Here is a 17,761-nt window from a genome sequence, read left to right on the forward strand (position 1 = left end):
AGAACATGAAATTCAGTAAATCCTGGGTGATGGAGTGGGTCCGCACCGAGTTGAGTGACAACGCGCTGGCCGAGCAGATCACCATGGCCGGTCTGGAAGTGGACGCCGTGGAAGCGGTGGCTGGCCAGTTCAACAATGTGGTTGTGGGTGAAGTGGTCGAGTGCACCCAGCATCCGGACGCCGACAAACTGCGGGTGACCAAGGTCAACGTGGGCGAGCCCGAGCTGCTGGACATTGTCTGCGGTGCGCCGAACTGCCGTCAGGGCTTGAAAGTGTGCGTGGCCAAAGTAGGGGCGACCCTGCCGGGTGATTTCACCATCAAGAAGGCCAAGCTGCGTGGCCAGCCGTCCCACGGCATGCTTTGCTCTTTCAGTGAGCTGGGTATCGACGTAGAAGCCGATGGCATCATCGAGCTGCCGGCCGATGCCCCCATCGGGACCGATATTCGCGACTACCTCAATCTGAACGACGTCTCCATCGACGTGGATCTGACTCCGAACCGTGCCGACTGCCTCGGTATCGCCGGTCTGGCTCGTGAAATTGGCGTGCTCAACAGCGTGGACGTGGTCGAGCCGACCTGGGAGCCGGCTGTTGCCACCATCGATGCCACCTTCCCGATCCGAGTTGAAGCACCAGCTGATTGCCCCCGTTATCTGGGCCGCGTCATCAAGGGGCTGAACTTGCAGGCCCAGAGCCCGCTTTGGATGCAAGAGAAGCTGCGTCGGGGCGGCATTCGCTCCATCGACGCCATCGTCGACATCACTAACTATCTGCTGCTGGAATACGGTCAGCCGATGCACGCCTTCGATCTGGCTACCCTGGAAGGGGAACTGGTGGTACGTCGTGCCCACGCCGATGAGCCGATGACCCTGCTCGATGGCAACGAAGTGAAGCTCAAAGAGACCACGCTCGTGATTGCCGATGCCAAAGGTCCTGCCTGCATGGCCGGTATCTTCGGTGGCAACCGCACCGGTGTATCCGAGACCACTACCGACATCCTGCTGGAGTGCGCCTTCTTCGCGCCGCTCTCCATCACCGGCCGTGCTCGCGCTTACGGTCTGCACACCGACTCATCCCATCGCTTCGAGCGCGGGGTGGATCCTGAGCTGCAAGCCAAGGTGATGGACCGTGCAACTCGTCTGCTGTTGGACATCTGCGGCGGCAAAGCGGGTCCGGTCATCGAGGTCAAATCCGATGCCCATCTGCCCAAGGCTGCCCCCATCAAGCTGCGTCGCACCAAGCTCGACAAGGTGATCGGCATCAGCGTGGCCGATGCTCAGGTGGTCGAGATCCTGACTCGCCTTGGCATGCAGGTCACTGTGGACGCCGACGGCTGGACCGCGCTGGCACCCTCCTGGCGTTTCGACATCGCCATCGAGGAAGACCTCATCGAGGAAGTGGCCCGTATCTACGGCTACAACAACATCCCGAACCTCAAACCCGCCGCCTCTCTGGCGATGGTGGAGCAGGCAGAAGGGCAGGTGACCTTGAAACGCGTGCGCGACCTGCTGGTTGATCGTGGCTTCCAGGAAGCGATCACCTACAGCTTCGTCGATCCCAAGGCTCAGCAGACTCTGTTCCCGCAGAGCGATGCCATCGTGCTGCCGAACCCGATCTCGGTCGAGATGTCCGCCATGCGCGTCTCTCTGTTCCCGGGTCTGGTGCAGGCGGTGGTCTACAACCAGAACCGTCAGCAGCCGCGGGTGCGCCTGTTCGAGCAGGGCCTGCGCTTCATCAAGGATGAAAATGCCGAGAACGGCATTCGTCAGGAGCCCATGCTGGCCGGCATCATCACCGGCAACCAGAGCGACGAGCACTGGGACATCAAGAGCCGCGCTGCCGACTTCTTTGATTTGAAAGGGGATCTGGAAGCGGTGCTGGATCTGACCGCCGAAGGGGCTACCTTCACCTTCGAGCGTGCTGAGCACAGCGCCCTGCATCCGGGCCAGAGCGCGGCCATCCTGCGCAATGGCGTGGTCATCGGCCACATCGGTGTGATCCATCCGAGCCTCGAGAAGAAGCTGGGTCTGAAGAGTCGCGCCGTCATGTTCGAACTGGAGCTGGACAAGCTGACCCCGGCCAAGGTGCCGGTTGCTGCCGAGGTTTCCAAGTTCCCTGCCAACCGTCGTGACATCGCCGTGGTGGTTGACCGTCAGGTCCTGGCCGGTGATGTCCTCGCAGTAATTAAAAAAGTTGGCGGAAATCAGGTAGTTGGAATAAACTTGTTTGACGTATACCAGGGTGCTGGCATGGCAGAGGACAAGAAGAGCCTGGCCATCAGTCTTGTTCTGCAAGACACCCAGCGCACCCTGGAGGAGAAAGAGATTGCCGAGACCGTAGACAATGTCGTGCGGGCCCTTGGTGAAGAGTTGAATGCATCCTTGAGGGATTGATCTATGGCGCTTACCAAAGCCGACATTGCAGAGCACCTGTTCACCCAGCTCGGGATGAGCAAGCGTGAAGCCAAAGATATGGTGGAAGCCTTCTTTGAAGAGATCAGACAAGCGCTTGAGCGTGGTGAACAAGTCAAGATTTCAGGCTTCGGTAACTTTGATCTTCGTGAGAAGAACCAGCGTCCTGGACGTAACCCGAAAACCGGCGAAGATATTCCTATCAGCGCCCGGCGGGTGGTCACCTTCCGCCCTGGTCAGAAGCTCAAGGCCAGGGTAGAAAATGTTGAACCCAACGAGTGATAAAAAGCCAGGCAGATGCCTGGCTTTTGTTTTCAGATGACCAAATTCCCCGTTTTTCTTCTGGGTGCCGTACTGGCACTGCCATTGCACGCCAAGCCTTTGCAGACCACAGTGCTGCCGTTGGCGCCGGCGACCCAGGCTTATGTAAATTCACTGAGCCAGCTTTCTCTCTGCTATCCTGCGACGCTTCCTCCACCATACCTGATGGCCGAGGGGGGACTGCTCAAGGATCGCCTCGCCCGGTTGCAGGAGTTGTTCCCGATTCCGCTGGTACTCAAAGAGCTGCCCGATTGGCAGACATTGCGCAACGGGCTCGCAGAGGGGGAATGCGACATCATTCCCTATGTCGGAACCCGCAAGAAGGCCGTGGAGGGCATGCGGTTAAGTCGTCCGATGATGGAGACAGATGCCGCCATCCTCTACAAGGGTGAAAATCTCAAACAGGCCCGCTTTCTGGTCTACTCGGTGGCAGACTCAGCCCGCCTGTTGCACGAGCTCTATCCTCAGGCACACATTATTTCCCTAAAAAGCGGAGAGAAGGTCTACGACGCGCTGCAGAGTGGCAAGGGTGATGCCTATCTGGGGGACTATCTGCAACTGCGCTATCTGATGCGCGAGTTTCCTGCCGATGGTTTGCGCCTGCGCCGCCTGTTTGGTGAGGATCGGATCATCAGCTATCGCTTGATGATGCGTGATCAGCCGGAGTTGGCCAATCTGGTGGACACCCTGATCCGTCATATGCCGGCCGGTACTATCTATACCGATCTGGCCCGTTATCTCGATCAGGGGTCGCTCTACGTCAACCAGCCCCACTTCAGCGATACCGAACAGGCCTGGTTATCCGGCCGCGGGCGCTCCATTCGCCTGGTGGTCAATCCCGAGTTGATGCCCTATAGCGGCGTCAATGATCTGGGAGAGGCGAAGGGGTGGAGCGCGGATGTGCTGCGCTGGGTCACCCAGGAGACCGGCCTGAAATACAAGCTGGTGCCTGCCGCCAGCAAGGCGGAGGCAGTAGAAAAGCTGCGCCGTGGTGAGGCGGATATGATGGCCGGCTTGCCGGAATCCCCGGCATTGACGAACCAGTTCATTTTCAGTCGGACGATCTCCACCAACCGGTTTGCCTTGATCAGCAAGCGCAAGCTGGCTGCCGATCGCATTACCCAACTCAAACGGCAGCGTATTCTGGTGCCGGAATCCCTCTACGATCCCTCCTTGCTCGCCCTGCTCGGTGATCAGGAGTGGCTTCGCACCGACGGCATTGAGCAGGGGCTTGCCGCGATCAAACAGGGCAAGGCTGACGCCATGCTGAGCGAGCTTTATCAGCTGCAATATCCCCAGCGTACCAACTTGCTGGAAGGGCTCGATATCGAGGAGCTGGAAGATCGTTTCAGTCTTGGCTTTGCCATCAACAAGAGTCAGACCGAACTGGCCGGGGTGATGGATCGCAACCTGATGGCCCTGACCAGCACCCAGATCGACGAACTTAACCAGCGCTGGCGCCGCTTGCTCGTCGTGCAGCAACCCGGCGTGAGCTACGCCGCCTGGTTTGGCTCCATCGCCATGGCACTGCTGATCAGCGGTATCGTCATCGGCGGGATCTGGCGCTCTCGCCAGCAACTGGCACGGGAAGTCGCCCAGCGTCACGCCGCCGAGAAGGCGCTGGCCATCGAGAGCGAGCTGCGGGAAACCATGTTTCAGGCGTTGCCGGTGCCCGTCTATCTGCGCAACAGCCAGGGCAAGGTGATCAAATCCAATAAACAGGGGCGACGTCTGGCCCTGCGCTATTCGCAGCAGTTGATGTTGCCGCCGGTTCAGCCGCAAAAAAGTGAAGGGGAGCTGGTGCTGGGGGATCAGGTCTTCGCTTATGCCCAGCATCCGCTGCGGCTGGACAAGCAGGCACCCGCCACCGATCTTATCGCCCTGTCGGATATCAGTGTGCTGCGTGAGCAGGCCCGTTTTCTGCGTCAGGCAGAGCGCCGCCTGCGCGCCCTGACCAATACCGTTCCCGGCGTGGTGCTGCAGTTTATGTTCGAGCGGGGACGAGTAGGGGGGATCGAGTTTATCAGCCGGGGCTGTTACGAGCTGCTGGGGCTGGCGAGCCAGCAGATCCGTCGTGAGCCCAAACGGGTGCTCATTATGCTGGAGCGCGAGGATCGCCGCCGGGTACGCCGTGAGATGTTCGCCATGTTGCAGGCTGGCAAACCCTTCGCATTCACCATGCGCTATCACCATCCGACCAAGGGGCTGCGCTGGTTGCAGCTCTATGGCCGTGGCCGCAGTCAACCACAGGGTTGGCGAATTTATGCGGTGATGCAGGATGCCACTACCAGGGTCGAGCAGGATCAGGCATTGCAACACTCCCATGAGCAGGCGCAACAGGCAGTGCTGGCCAAGGGGCGCTTTTTGGCCGCCATCAGCCACGAGATCCGCACGCCGATGAACGCCATGCTCGGCTTGCTGGAGTGGCTGGCCAGCACTCCTTTGTCGAGAGAGCAGGATTCGGCGCTGGCGCGGGTGCGTCAGGCGGGGGATGAGTTGCTCGGCCTGCTCAACGATGTGCTTGACTTTAGCCGCAACGAAAACAGCAAACTCTCCCTCTCGCCGCAACCCACCGATTTTGCCGAGCTGTGCGAGCACGTGGCGGCGGTGCACTGGACCAAGGCGCGGGCCAAGGGATTGCAACTGCGCCTTAAGTTGGATCCGGCTCTGCCAGCCCTGCAGACCCTCGACCCTCATCGGGTACGGCAAGTGCTCCACAACCTGCTCTCCAATGCCATCAAGTTCAGCCTGCGTGGGGAAGTGGTGCTGTGGGCCGAGGTGGTCGCATCGACCTTGCGCTTTGGTGTGGATGATCAGGGGCCGGGGATCACTGCCAAGATGCGCACCACGCTCTTTATGCCGTTCGAGCAGTTTGCCGTTGAAGGGCAACTGCGGGCGCCGGGCACCGGTCTTGGTCTGGCGATCTGCAAGCAGCTGGTCGAGCAGATGGGTGGTCTTATCGATGTCGAGGGGCGCGTCGGTGGCGGTAGCCGCTTCTATTGCGAGTTGCCCCTGAAGCGGGTGCAGCAGGAGCCGGACTGGCTGCCCAATGTGCGGCAGCTGGCACTCTCTTTACCGCACGATGAGGCGCAAGCGCTCTCGCCCTGGCTCAGTCGCTTGGGGATCGCCACCGTCAGCAACACCGTTGATACGCTGCAAGCGGAGGTGGACGAGAAGGGGCTCTACTATTGGGCCTGGCAAGGGGAGTCCTGGGTTCCCGGGACCATCATCACCCTGCTGCAGCCACGGTTGACCCCGGATCAACCGGTGGCCGGCACCCAGCCCGGGCTCGGCATGCGGGTACTGCTGATTGAAGATCACGATGTCAATCGCGAGCTGATCAGCCTGCAACTGGGGCAACTTGGTGCCAGCGTTATCACTGCCGCCAACGGGCAGCTGGCGCTGGAGATGCTGGCGCAGCAGGAGGTGGATTTTGTGCTGACCGATCTGCAGATGCCGGTGATGAACGGGGCCGAGCTGTGCAGGCAATTGCGCCAATCCGCCCGTTGGGCCCGTCTGCCGGTCTATGTGATCACCGCAGATCTCAGTGATCAGGCGGCAAGGGAGCTGCAATCCTGCGGTTGCGATGGCCATCTGGACAAGCCGGTCGCCCTCAAGGAGCTGGCGACCTTGCTGCGCCATATTGCCAAAGAGGGGAGCAATGTTGTCGCCCCGACACCGGTTGCCTCGCTGCTGACCGATGAACTGGCCGCCCTTTATCTGAAGGCTACCCGTGATGATTTGGCCGAACTTGAGCGTTGCAGCACAGAAGAAGATGAAGTTGGCGTGAATGCTGCTTTACACAAGTTGAAGGGGGCCGCCAGAATGGTAGGGGCGACTGCGTTGGTGGCGGTCATTGAAGAGTGGCAACAGGCGCCCCATCCGATGCTGCAAGCCAGATTGAACCGTGCACTGGATGAGTTCAGCCAGCAGTTTTCAAAGAGGGCTCAAGATGATCATCACTGATGAAGAATTACTGGCGTTGCTCGATTCGGAAGAGCATGAGGCGGCAGGATTTTGCCCCATTGTGCTCTATGCCCTCGACAGCACCGCCCATGAGTTGGCCAGCACCATGACATTGCCCTCCTATGTCACGCTGCACCGTACCCGACCGGATGCCTGCTGGCAGTGGGAAGGGCTGTTTGCGGCAGGTGCCATTGCCCTTTACGACCCCGCCGCTCATCAGCAGGCGGACTACTTCCCCCAGTTGCAGCAGCATGAGGGGATTTACGCTATCGGCGAGGATTGGCTGGGTGGGCTTGCCGCCAGTTACCGTAACTGGTGCAACTGGCTGGCCGCTAACAAGGTGCTGCTGCTCGAGGATCACCCGTTTCAGGGAATGCAGCTGCAACAGACCATCGCCGGGTTGGGGCTCTCCTGTCAGTGGGTACAGGATGAATCGGCCTGTCTTGCGACACTGTCGGCGGGCGACATCAGCCTGCTGGTGTGCGATCTCAGCCTGGTGGAGCAAGATGCCATCAGTCTGCTGATGAACCAACCTCAGTTGCAGGAGGCCGGTCTGCCCATTGTGCTGCTTTCGGCCCATGAGCAGACGCTGATCGACGGTGCCCGCCGCCTGCTGCACGATGCCGGTTTCAATATTCTGGCGGCGCTGGCCAAGCCGCTTGATTGCGACGAGCTGCTCAGGTTGCTGCGTCGACTCTATCTGGGACCGCTGCGTCAGCAGCGCTTGAGCGGCCAGCGCCGCTCCATCCGCCGCTGGCAGGGGGAGGTGCAGGGTCAGCTTGGGCTGCTCTCCAGTCCCGCGACCCCTCATCCGGTCTGGCTGGCGGTGACCGGCTTGCCCAGTCGCTGGGAAGCGCTCAAGGAGTGGCTGACTGAGCAGTCGCGTACCCCAGCCGAACTGACCCTGCTGATCCACCGTCGTGACCACCTGCTTAGCAATGCCGATCGCTTCGCGCTGGTGCTGCAAGCCAGTCTGGCAGGGAGCAAGCTGGCGCTGCTGCTCGATAACAGCCAGCATCTGCCATTCGATCTGCTGGAGCGTTTGCCGCTGCAAGCCTTGCTGCTGGGGCAGGGGATCTTGCCGGAGATGGAGTCCTTGACCGGTGACTCCCTGCTGGGACGCTTTATGGCCCGGGTTCGAGAGCTGGGGATCGCCGTCTATCTGGATGATCCTTACAACCTGCTCGACGTCGAGGTGTGGCGAGAGCGCGGTATGACGGGGCGCTGGTAAGCCATGCCGCGCTACCTCTGCTGGCCCATGCACCGGGAGCGCCTTGGCAAAGGACTGGAGGGCTGGCCCCATCCGCTTTCCCGGGCCGCGCTGCCACTGGCGATGCAGGTCTCCGGGGTGCCTTGCCTGCTGCGCGAGCTGCATGGTGTGGCGCCTGCCCGCATGCTGGCCGCTTACGATGCATTGAGTGAAGAGAGCATCTATCTTCGCTTTATGCGTCCGAAACGGACGCCGCCTCCGGAACAGGTGGCCCAATTTCTCAATTACCATCCCGAACAACAGATCTCGCTGCTACTGACCGATCTGGCCGGTGAGCCGCTGGCTCAGGCGCAATCAATCCGCCGCCGCCTTCATCCCGATCGGGCGGAGTTCTCCTGCATCGTGGCGGATCACTTTCAGCACAAGGGGGCGGGGAGGCGCATTCTGCTGGCGCTGGCACTGCTGGCCAGGGCGAACGGGATCCGGGAGTGGACGGCGGAAGTGCTGGCCCAGAACCGGCCGATGCTGACCCTGCTCAAGCGTCTTGGCTTGCCGCTGACCCTGGTGACCGGGCGGGAGATGGTCTTTGTCAGGTTGGATCTGTCGGTACTGGATGCCTGGTTGCCCGGACCGCCAGCGGCGCCGCTTAAGACCAAGGGCGAATAGTGACACTTTTTTCCCTGTGCTAAGGTCACATTTATTGTGCGGGGATAGACGGAGCAGCTTATGGCGCAGTCATATAAACATATCGTGATCCTGACCGGAGCGGGGATCTCTGCCGAATCCGGCATCAAGACTTTTCGTGCCTGCGACGGTTTGTGGGAAGAGCACAAGGTCGAAGACGTGGCGACCCCCGAGGGGTATGCCCGGGATCCCGAACTGGTGCTGCGCTTTTACAACTCCCGCCGCAAACAGCTGCAACAGCCCCAGGTTCATCCCAATCCGGCCCACTATGCGTTGGCTCGTCTCGAGCGACTGCTGCCCGGCACGGTCACCCTGGTCACCCAGAACATCGACAATCTGCACGAGAGCGCTGGCAGCAAGAACCTTATCCATATGCACGGGGAGCTGCTCAAGGCCCGCTGCCCCGAGTCCGGTCAGGTGATCGAGTGGCGCGGTGATCTCCATCAGGACGAGCTCTGCTCCTGTTGCCAGTTCCCTCAGCCGATGCGTCCCCATGTGGTCTGGTTTGGCGAAATGCCGCTCGGGCTGGATCGCATTTATAGTGCGCTGGCCCAGTGCGATCTCTTCATCTCCATCGGCACCTCTGGCGCCGTCTATCCGGCCGCCGGGTTTGTCCATGAAGCGGGATTGAACGGGGCGCACACCATCGAGCTCAATCTCGAACCGAGCGAGGTAGGTAGCCAGTTTGACGAAAAACGCTATGGCCCAGCCTCCCTGCTGGTGCCCGCCTATGTCGATGAGTTGCTGGAGGCGTGCGGCATTCATCAACCGAGGCAAGTCGAGGGGCACAACTGGATGGAGATGCGCGGTCCCTGAGCTACTGTGCGACGGGACAGTTGCAATGGTTCGGTGAAATCGCCACACTGGCAACCATTTAAAAAATGGGACGCAGTTGGCGCAAATTACCATGACCGCAGTCAAGCAATGGATCGCTTTTTTTCTCCTGATGCTGGCCAGTGCCAGCGCATCGGCCTCCATCCCCCTGATGACCCTGGTACTGCCAGATGGCCAGCAGGTGACCCTCGATGAGGCGGCCCTCTCCGCCTTGCCACAGACCGAATTCACCACCACTACCCCCTGGACTCAGGGCGCCCACCACTATCGCGGGCCGTCCCTGTCAGCCGTGCTGGCGGTGCAAGGGATCCCGGGTGCCCGCAAGATTTCCGTCTCGGCCCTCAACGGTTATCAGCAGGTGGTGGATCTGGCCCTGTTCGACGGCGTGCCGCTGACCCTGGTGCGTCAGGAGGACGGCAAACCGCTGACCCGGCGCAACAAGGGGCCGCTCTGGCTGCTCATCCCGTTCACCACCTATCCCAAGCTGGACGTCCCTGCCATTCACAACTGCATGGTGTGGCAGGTGACCCGCATCGAGATCGTCGATTGATGGGGCTATCCCGCCAAAATCTGCTGTTGGTTGCGGTGTCGCTGCTGTTTCTGCTCTCGTCCGGCAGCAGCCTCTATCTGCAGTATCGGCAGGAGCAGCTGGTCGATACTTTCTACCGCAATGTCCACTGGAACATCAGCCAGGTAATGCTCGAATCCCAGCGTTTCCTCTACGACCTGCAGCTCTATCGGGCTGGCAGACTGTCGATGGAGACCCTGAGCCTTGATTACGATCTGCTGTGGAACCGGCTCGATATCTTCCTCATCAGCAGTGAAACCGCCGAGATGCGCCAGCGGCACGGGCTCGGCAAAGTGCTGGCCACCCTGTTCGAGCAGATCAAGCAGCTCGAACCCCAGATGGAGGCCGGTGCGCTGTGCGAGGGGGCTGAGCTTGCCCGCTTGCAGGAGGCGATCGCCAGCCAGACCCGTCTCGTCGAACAGATAGGGGATCAGATCCTCTCCGGCCAGGAGCGGGAGCATTCGGTCAGCCAGATCCGCAACAGCCTGTTCTGGCTGCAGATCTGGCAACTGATCCTGTTGCTGACCGGTGGCGCTCTGGTCGCGGCCCTCATTCGCGCCAATCTGGCGAACCGTCGGCTGGCCCTGCTCGATCCCCTGACCCAGCTGGGCAACCGCCGTGCCCTGCAGGAACAGCTCTCTCGCGCTCTGCATGCTGGCGAGGTGAGCGCTTTGGTGGTGCTCGATCTCAAGCGCTTCAAGCAGGTCAATGATCTGCTGGGTTATCAGGTCGGTGATCGGCTGTTGCAGATGGTGGCCAACAAGCTGCTGCAGGCCCATGGCAGCCAAGCTTACCGGCTAGGTGGTGACGAATTTGCCGTGGTGCTGACCAAGGCGAATGATGCGCTGGAAACCGCCATTCATGAGCTGGTGGATCTGCTCCATTTCGAGTTCGTGACCCGGGAGTGCAGCTTCGATCTGGCCTGTCGGCTCGGGGTTGCCAAGGCGCAGCAACAGGATGCCGCCCGGCTGCTGGATCAGGCCATCCTGGCCCTCAACCAGGCCAAGCGTAGCCAGGAGGGGGCGATCAGCTGGTTTGAGCCTGCCATGCTGCAGCAGTTGCAGTTGAGTCAGCAGCAGCTTCATCAGCTGCGAGAGTGGCTGGCGGGGCGCGAGCCTGCACCGCTGCGAGTGGCATTGCAGGCGCTGACGGACGGGCAGGGCAACGAGATGTGGCAATTGGCGCTTGAGTGGCGTGAGCAGGGGGCGCCCTGTCAGATGCGCTGGCTGCAGGAGTGCGGCGTACTGGGGCCCGTGTTGGCCCGTGTGCTGCAAGCGCACGAGGCGCAGTATGCCGATGGCCGGGCACTGCTGGTCCCGCTCGACAATCAGGCCCAGCTGACCCATCTACTGGCCTATCTGCCGGGGTCTTCCCGCACGCCGCTGCTGTTGCTGATACCAACGCTGCAGCCGGATGGTGTCTTGCTGGCGGGATTGCGCCAACAGGGTTGCACTCTGGCGCTCAGAGAGATTGGCAGTACCACCGCGGCGCAGCTGGCAGCCGGCTGGCCTGTCCGCTACTGGTTGCCGCAGGGTGATGATGATGGCGAGTTGTTGCAGCCTCTGGCCCGACGATTGGAGTTGGTGCCACTGCAAGTGCTGGCGGCCAGGGAGACAAGGTCGCTGCCCTGAGGGCAAAAAGCGGTATTGCACCGGCAAGAGACAGAATGAAACAAGGCGACCTCGGGGTCGCCTTGTTCGTTTATTGCCCCTGAACGTCAGGGGCGAGGGGCGCAGGATTGTCTGATCACCAGGTCGGGGTCGACGGTGATCAGGTGATTCTCCACCGCTTCGCCGTTGATCCGGGCCAGCAGGCGGGTAACTGCGAGGCGACCCAGCTCCTCTTTGGGCTGGTTGATGGTAGTGAGCGGCGGCGACATAAATTCGGCCAGCGCCACGTTGTCATAACCGACAATGGAGATATCCCGCGGGATTACCAGCCCAGCCTGATGAGCGGCGCTGATGGCCCCCATCGCCATCATGTCGTTGCACACGAACAGCGCGGTGGGGCGCTCGGGCAATGCCATCAGGCGAGTCATCGCCTGATGGCCGCTGGCGCAATCAAAGTCTCCCTCCTGAATCCACTCTTGATTGATCGTGAGACCTGCCTCCTGCAGCGCCTGCTCGAAGCCTGCCTGCCGCTGGTTGGCGGGGGCGCGGCTGTGTGGGCCTGTGATGCAACCGATGGCGGTGTGGCCCAGCTCAATCAGGTGGCGGGTCGCGAGATAACCGCCGTGGAAGGAGTTGTCGGCGATGAGATCCACATCCTCACTGACCAGCCCCCAATCCATCACCACCACCGGCAGGCTCTTGAGCCAGTCGAGCTGGTTGAACACCTCTTGTTGCCCTTCGCTACACATGATGAGCAGGCCATCGACCCGCTTACGCAGCATCATCTTGAGGTAGGAGAGGGCCGTCTCGGCCTGACCTTCGGTGTTACCCAGCATCAGGTTGTAGCCCTGCTCGAAGCAGTAGCGCTCCACCCCGCGCACCACCTCGGCAAAGAAGGGGTTGCTGGAGGTGGTGACCAGCATGCCGATACTGTTGGTCTCCTTCACCTTGAGGCTGCGGGCCACCAGACTCGGGGCATAGTTGAGCTCGCGCATGGCCGCAAAGACCCGCTCGCGGGTCTCCTCGGCGACGAAGCGCGTCTCGTTTATGACGTGGGAGACGGTGGTGGTCGATACCCCCGCCAGCGCTGCCACCTCCTTGATATTGGCCATCAGTGCCCCTGCGCAGTCTGCTCATGCAGGAAGGTGTCGACCTCCTGCTTGCTCGGGATGGAGCTCTGGGCGCCGAACCGGGTCACGGAGAGCGCCGCTGCCCCGTGGGCAAAGCGCACCGCGCTGTGGAAATCGGCACCGGCCAGTTCCGCCGCCAGCAGGGCGCCGTTGAAGGTATCGCCCGCGGCAGTGGTATCCACCGCCTTGACCCGAAAGCCCGGGATGAGTTGTTGCTGCTGTGCGTTGCTGCAATAGACCCCTTGTGCGCCCAGGGTGATCATCACGTCCGCAATCCCCATCTGGTGGAAACGGGCGGCCGCCTCGCGGGCGCTCGCTTCGTCGGTGACTTTGACGCCGGTCAACAGCTCCGCTTCGGTCTGGTTGGGGGTGATAAGGTCGACCAGTGCCAACAGCTCAGCGGAGAGCGGGCGGGCAGGGGCGGGGTTGAGCACCACCCGGGTGCCATGGGCGCGGGCCAGCCGTGCAGCCTCATGGACGCTCTCGAGCGGCACTTCCAGCTGCAACAGCAGGGTGTGGGCGTCGGCGATCATCGCTTCATGGTTTTTCACCACGGCAGGGGTGATGGCACCGTTAGCTTCGGCGGAGATACCTATGCTGTTCTCCCCCTCATCGCTCACATAGATGATGGCGATACCGGTCGGGAGCTTGGGATCGAGCTCGACGGCGCTCACGTCGATGCCATCTTTGGCAAAACCGCTCTTCATCTGGTGGCCGATGGCGTCATCACCGATGCGGGCGATAAAGGAGACGGGGGCGCCAAGGCGGGCGGCAGCGACTGCCTGATTGGCCCCCTTGCCACCGGGCACCACCTGATAGCTGTGACCGGTCAGGGTTTCACCCGGGCGAGGAAAGTGGGGAACGCGCAGCACATGGTCTGCATTGACACTGCCCAGAACGACGAGACGATTCATGTTGACTACTCCTGATGCATCTTGGCTTGAACACTGTGATTGAGTGAGCCCAAGCCGGGAGGCACCTGAACGAGAGGGAAAAGGGGAGGCGAACCTCCCCTCGAGCACTTACTTGCTGACCACTTGCAGCGGTACCGGAATGGATTTCTCGACCGGCTGGCCTTTAAGCACCTTGTCAGCAGTCTCGACGCCGATGGCACCGATCAGGGCCGGCTGCTGGGCCACGGTGGCGGCCAGTTTACCCTTGGCCACGGCGGCTTTGCCATCGTCAGTGCCGTCGAAGCCGACGATCATCACCTCTTTACCGGCTGCCTGCACCGCGCGGATGGCACCCAGCGCCATCTCGTCGTTCTGGGCGAACACGGCTTGTACGGTCGGGTGGGCCGCCAGCAGGTTTTCCATGACGTTCAGACCTTTGGTGCGGTCAAAGTCGGCCGGCTGGGAAGCCAGCACCTGCAGCTTGTTGGCTGCCACGGCCAGGGCAAAGCCTTCACCACGGTCGCGGGCGGCGGAGGTGCCGGCAATCCCTTCCAGCTGAATGACCTTGGCACCGGTACCCAGCTTCTCGGTGATGAAGTCCCCGGCCAGCTTGCCGCCCGCCACGTTGTCGGAGGCAATGTGAGCCTTGACTTCACCCTGCGCGGCGCCGCGGTCCAGAGTCAGTACCGGGATGTTGGCGCGGTTGGCCAGACGGATGGCGTTGCCCACCGCTTCGGAGTCGGTCGGGTTGATCAGGATGGCGTTGACCTTGCGCACGGTAAGATCTTCCATGTTGGAGAGCTCTTTGGCCGGGTCATTCTGGGAGTCCAGCACCACCAGCTCATAGCCAAGCTCCTTGGCCTTGGCTTCGGCTCCCTCCTTCATGGTGACGAAGAAGGGGTTGTTGAGGGTGGAGACTACCATCGCCAGGGTATGGTCGGCAGCCTGGGCGGTGCCCAGCACGGACATGATGGCGGCAGCGAGCAGGGTATTGAGCTTTTTCATCATTTCATTCCTTGTGTGTGGCGTGTTTTACGTTGTTATCGGTTGCTTTTGTTGTCGACCATCACGGCAAGCAAGATCACGCTGGCCTTGGCGATCATCTGGTAATAGGAGCTGACATCGAGCAGGTTGAGGGCGTTGTTGAGGAAGCCGATGATCAAGGCACCGATCAGGGTCCCCATGATGCGGCCCTTGCCGCCCATCAGGCTGGTACCACCCAGCACCACCGCGGCGATGGCATCCAGCTCGTAACCCATGCCCGCCGTCGGCTGGGCAGAGGAGAGGCGAGAGGTAACGATAAGCCCTGCCAGTGCCGAGAGCGCGCCGCACAGACCATACACCGCCAGCTTCACCCGATCCACATTGATACCGGAGAGGCGGGTGGCAGACTCGTTACCGCCCAGCGCGTAGATGTAGCGACCGAGACGGGTGTGGTTGAGCATGAACCAGGCGAGCAGGAAGACGATGGCCATCAGCCATATGGGCACCGGCAGACCGAACAGGTAACCGGTACCGAGCCAGGCGAAGTGATCGGCGCCGTCACTGAAACCGGTGGAGATGGGGCGCCCCTCGGTATAGACCATGGTGATGCCGCGCAGGGCGGTCATGGTGACCAGGGTGGCGATAAATGCCTGCACCTTGCCCTTGGCAATGATGAGGCCGCTGACGCCGCCCAGCAGGGCACCGGCACCCAGAGTGAGGGGCACCACCAGCCAGATAGGCAGCTCCATGGCGACCATAGTGGCGGCCAGCGCGCCGCACAGGGCCAGCACAGAGCCGACCGACAGATCGATACCGGCGGTAAGGATAACCAGCGTCATACCGACCGCCATGATGGCGTTGACCGAGGTTTGGCGCAGGATGTTGAGCAGGTTGTCGGCGGTGAAGAAGTTGGGGCTTAAGGCCGAGACCACACCAATCAGGACCAGCAGCGCGACCAGGGATTTGTTCTCGATCCACCACGCCTTGCTCATGACGCCACGGCGGGAAAGGGTTTGGGTTGTCATTGGGATGCCTCTTGCTCTGCTTGCCACTGTTTACCGACTGCCGCCGCCATCAGCTTCTCCTGATTGGCATCGCGGGTGTTGAACTCTGCGCTGATGCGCCCTTCGTGCATCACCATGATGCGATCACTCATGCCGAGCACTTCCGGCATCTCGGAGGAGACCAGAATGATGCTCATCCCCTCCTTCTTGAACTGGTTGATCAGCTGATAAATTTCCTTCTTCGCCCCCACGTCGACGCCGCGGGTCGGTTCGTCGAGGATCAGCACCTTGGGCCTTGTCAGCAGCCCCTTGGCGATGGCTACCTTCTGCTGGTTGCCGCCGGAGAGCAGCTTTATCAGCTGATCCTGACTCGGGGTCTTGATGTTGAACAGACGCACATAGTCGCTCACCGCCTGTCGCTCGGCCTTGCCGTCAATCTTGCCGTTGCTGATGAACTCGTCGAGGGCGCACAGACTCATGTTTTCGCGCACCGACAGCTCCAGCACCAGCCCATCGCCCTTGCGATCCTCGGAGATATAGGCAATGCCGGCGGCCAGACCATCCGCCGGGCTTTTGGGCACCAGAGCATGGCCGTCCACTGCCACTTCACCGGCGCTGATGGGGCTGGCGCCGTAGATAAGCTTCATCAGCTCGGTACGGCCGGAGCCCATCAGGCCGCTAAAGCCCAGAATTTCCCCCTGACGCAGGGAGAAGCTCACCCCGCGCACGCCGGGACCGGCCAGATCCTTCACCTGCAGGCTGACGGGGCCAAGCTCGCGCTCAAGACGCGGGTACTGCTCTTCTAGTCGGCGGCCCACCATCATCTCGATGATCTTGTCTTCATCCAGATCGCTCACCGCCTTCTCGCCAATCCACTTGCCATCGCGCAGCACAGTGACCCGATCGCAGATCTCGAAGATCTCCTTGAGGCGGTGGGAGATATAGACGATGCCGCAGCCTTGTTCGCGCAGCTCGCGGATAACCTTGAACAGCTGCTCTGTCTCGGTATCGGTCAACGCATCGGTCGGCTCGTCCATGATGATGACGCTGGCATCGAACGACAGCGCCTTGGCGATCTCCACCATCTGCTGTTCGCCGATGGAGAGATCCCCGAGTCGGGTATCCGGCCCGTGTTTGACGCCAAGTCGCGCCAGCAGGCCGCTTGCCCGCTCGCGCAGCTGTTTATGGTCGATGCTGCCAAAACGGGTACGGGGCTCGCGGCCGAGGAAGATGTTGGCGGCAATCGTCAACTCCGGCAGCAGGTTGAGCTCCTGATGGATGATGCTGATCCCCTGATCCTGAGAGTCGCGGGGGCCCTTGAAGTGAACCGGTTGACCGCGATAGCTGACGCTGCCCGCATCGGCCTGATAGATGCCGGTCAGCACCTTCATCAGGGTGGATTTGCCGGCGCCATTTTCACCGAGCAGGGCCATCACCTGGCCCGGATAGACCCGCAGACCCGCTTCGTCGAGGGCGCGAACACCGGGGAAGGTCTTGACGATCCCGGTCAGCTCCAGAATGGGTGAGAGGGGGGAGGTTGTGCTCATTTGCAGCTTCCTTGAAGAGGCATTCTTTGACGAATTCAGAACGCCACACCGGCGCAGAGGATCAGGTTGGCGTAGGGGGTCACCTCGCCGCTGCGCACGATGGCCTTGCTCTGGCGGGAGCGGGTTTTGAACTCCTCGTGCAGGCAGTATTCGATGGCGATGGGCTTGCCCTGGGCGGCTGCGTGGGCCTCAAGCTGATCGACCAGCGCCTGATGGGCGGCGGGGCTGATCTGCTTGATCTCGGTCGCCATGATCACCTTCTCCACCACCAGATCGGTGAGCAGGGCGGTCAGCACGGTTTCGAGGCTGGGGGTGCCCGCCATCAACGCCAGATCGATCCGCTCCGGCCCTGCCGGAATGGGCAAGCCCGCATCGCAGACGGTGATCTCGTCGGTGTGACCCATCTGTGCTACCAGAGCACTCAGGGGAGCATTGAGCAGTACGCCTCGTTTCATACAGCACCTCATCAGGCTTTCGCCATCGCAGTTTCTTATCAGGCAATCGGTTACGCAACCGGTTGCGTTATGGCGCAAAGATAGGCTTTTTAGGATGGAAGGGCCACGGCAAAACCACGAAAATGTGAAAACGATCTCAAAGGC

General features: G+C 61.3%; 14 protein-coding genes. 8 read left to right on the forward strand and 6 right to left on the reverse strand.

The annotated features are described in order from the left end of the window. Positions 1 to 5: 5 nt before the first annotated feature. From pheT to NOM06_RS05290, 8 genes are all read left to right on the forward strand, one after another. Positions 6 to 2,393: a phenylalanine--tRNA ligase subunit beta gene (gene pheT / locus NOM06_RS05255; protein WP_255910233.1), complete on the forward strand. Its 2,388-nt coding sequence runs from the start codon at positions 6 to 8 to the stop codon at positions 2,391 to 2,393. Between the two features lie 3 nt (positions 2,394 to 2,396). After that, positions 2,397 to 2,693, forward strand: coding sequence for an integration host factor subunit alpha (gene ihfA, locus NOM06_RS05260; protein ID WP_005300715.1), 297 nt, complete (start codon positions 2,397 to 2,399; stop codon positions 2,691 to 2,693). A gap of 15 nt (positions 2,694 to 2,708) precedes the next feature. After that, on the forward strand, positions 2,709 to 6,698 hold the full coding sequence (locus NOM06_RS05265; RefSeq protein WP_255910235.1) for a transporter substrate-binding domain-containing protein: 3,990 nt from the start codon (positions 2,709 to 2,711) through the stop codon (positions 6,696 to 6,698). Continuing rightward, a complete protein-coding gene (locus tag NOM06_RS05270) occupies positions 6,685 to 7,929 on the forward strand; it encodes a response regulator (RefSeq protein WP_255910238.1) in 1,245 nt (414 codons plus the stop codon). Before NOM06_RS05265 ends, NOM06_RS05270 begins: the two co-directional genes overlap by 14 nt. Before the next feature lie 3 nt (positions 7,930 to 7,932). Then, a complete protein-coding gene (locus NOM06_RS05275) occupies positions 7,933 to 8,574 on the forward strand; it encodes a GNAT family N-acetyltransferase (RefSeq protein WP_255910248.1) in 642 nt (213 codons plus the stop codon). Positions 8,575 to 8,634: 60 nt separating this feature from the next. Next, positions 8,635 to 9,408 carry a Sir2 family NAD+-dependent deacetylase gene (gene cobB, locus NOM06_RS05280; protein ID WP_005351956.1) on the forward strand — a complete coding sequence of 258 codons (774 nt, stop codon included), beginning with the start codon at positions 8,635 to 8,637 and terminating at the stop codon, positions 9,406 to 9,408. Positions 9,409 to 9,499: 91 nt separating this feature from the next. Beyond that, the gene (locus NOM06_RS05285) at positions 9,500 to 9,976 is read left to right on the forward strand and encodes a hypothetical protein (protein WP_255910250.1); all 477 of its coding nucleotides are present in this window, start codon (positions 9,500 to 9,502) and stop codon (positions 9,974 to 9,976) included. Beyond that, the gene (locus NOM06_RS05290) at positions 9,976 to 11,625 is read left to right on the forward strand and encodes a diguanylate cyclase (protein ID WP_255910262.1); all 1,650 of its coding nucleotides are present in this window, start codon (positions 9,976 to 9,978) and stop codon (positions 11,623 to 11,625) included. Before NOM06_RS05285 ends, NOM06_RS05290 begins: the two co-directional genes overlap by 1 nt. Before the next feature lie 86 nt (positions 11,626 to 11,711). Here NOM06_RS05290 and NOM06_RS05295 read toward each other — a convergent pair whose 3' ends face one another. From NOM06_RS05295 to rbsD, 6 genes are all read right to left on the reverse strand, one after another. After that, on the reverse strand, positions 11,712 to 12,716 hold the full coding sequence (locus NOM06_RS05295; RefSeq protein WP_255910282.1) for a substrate-binding domain-containing protein: 1,005 nt from the start codon (positions 12,714 to 12,716) through the stop codon (positions 11,712 to 11,714). Continuing rightward, positions 12,716 to 13,648, reverse strand: coding sequence for a ribokinase (rbsK, locus tag NOM06_RS05300; RefSeq protein ID WP_255910295.1), 933 nt, complete (start codon positions 13,646 to 13,648; stop codon positions 12,716 to 12,718). Before rbsK ends, NOM06_RS05295 begins: the two co-directional genes overlap by 1 nt. A 108-nt stretch (positions 13,649 to 13,756) precedes the next feature. Further along, positions 13,757 to 14,632 carry a ribose ABC transporter substrate-binding protein RbsB gene (gene rbsB / locus NOM06_RS05305; protein WP_041207819.1) on the reverse strand — a complete coding sequence of 292 codons (876 nt, stop codon included), beginning with the start codon at positions 14,630 to 14,632 and terminating at the stop codon, positions 13,757 to 13,759. A 35-nt stretch (positions 14,633 to 14,667) separates the two neighbouring features. Further along, positions 14,668 to 15,636: a ribose ABC transporter permease gene (gene rbsC / locus NOM06_RS05310; protein ID WP_255910297.1), complete on the reverse strand. Its 969-nt coding sequence runs from the start codon at positions 15,634 to 15,636 to the stop codon at positions 14,668 to 14,670. Further along, positions 15,633 to 17,162 (reverse strand): ribose ABC transporter ATP-binding protein RbsA, encoded by a 1,530-nt coding sequence (rbsA, locus tag NOM06_RS05315; RefSeq protein ID WP_255910299.1) that lies wholly within the window; start codon positions 17,160 to 17,162, stop codon positions 15,633 to 15,635. Before rbsA ends, rbsC begins: the two co-directional genes overlap by 4 nt. A gap of 35 nt (positions 17,163 to 17,197) precedes the next feature. Continuing rightward, complete coding sequence (rbsD, locus tag NOM06_RS05320) at positions 17,198 to 17,617, reverse strand: D-ribose pyranase (RefSeq protein ID WP_144713133.1); 420 nt, start codon at positions 17,615 to 17,617, stop codon at positions 17,198 to 17,200. Between the last annotated feature and the right edge of the window lie 144 nt (positions 17,618 to 17,761).

The sequence above is a fragment of the Aeromonas sp. JL9 genome, from assembly GCF_024436075.1.
Taxonomy (GTDB): Bacteria; Pseudomonadota; Gammaproteobacteria; order Enterobacterales; family Aeromonadaceae; genus Aeromonas; species Aeromonas veronii.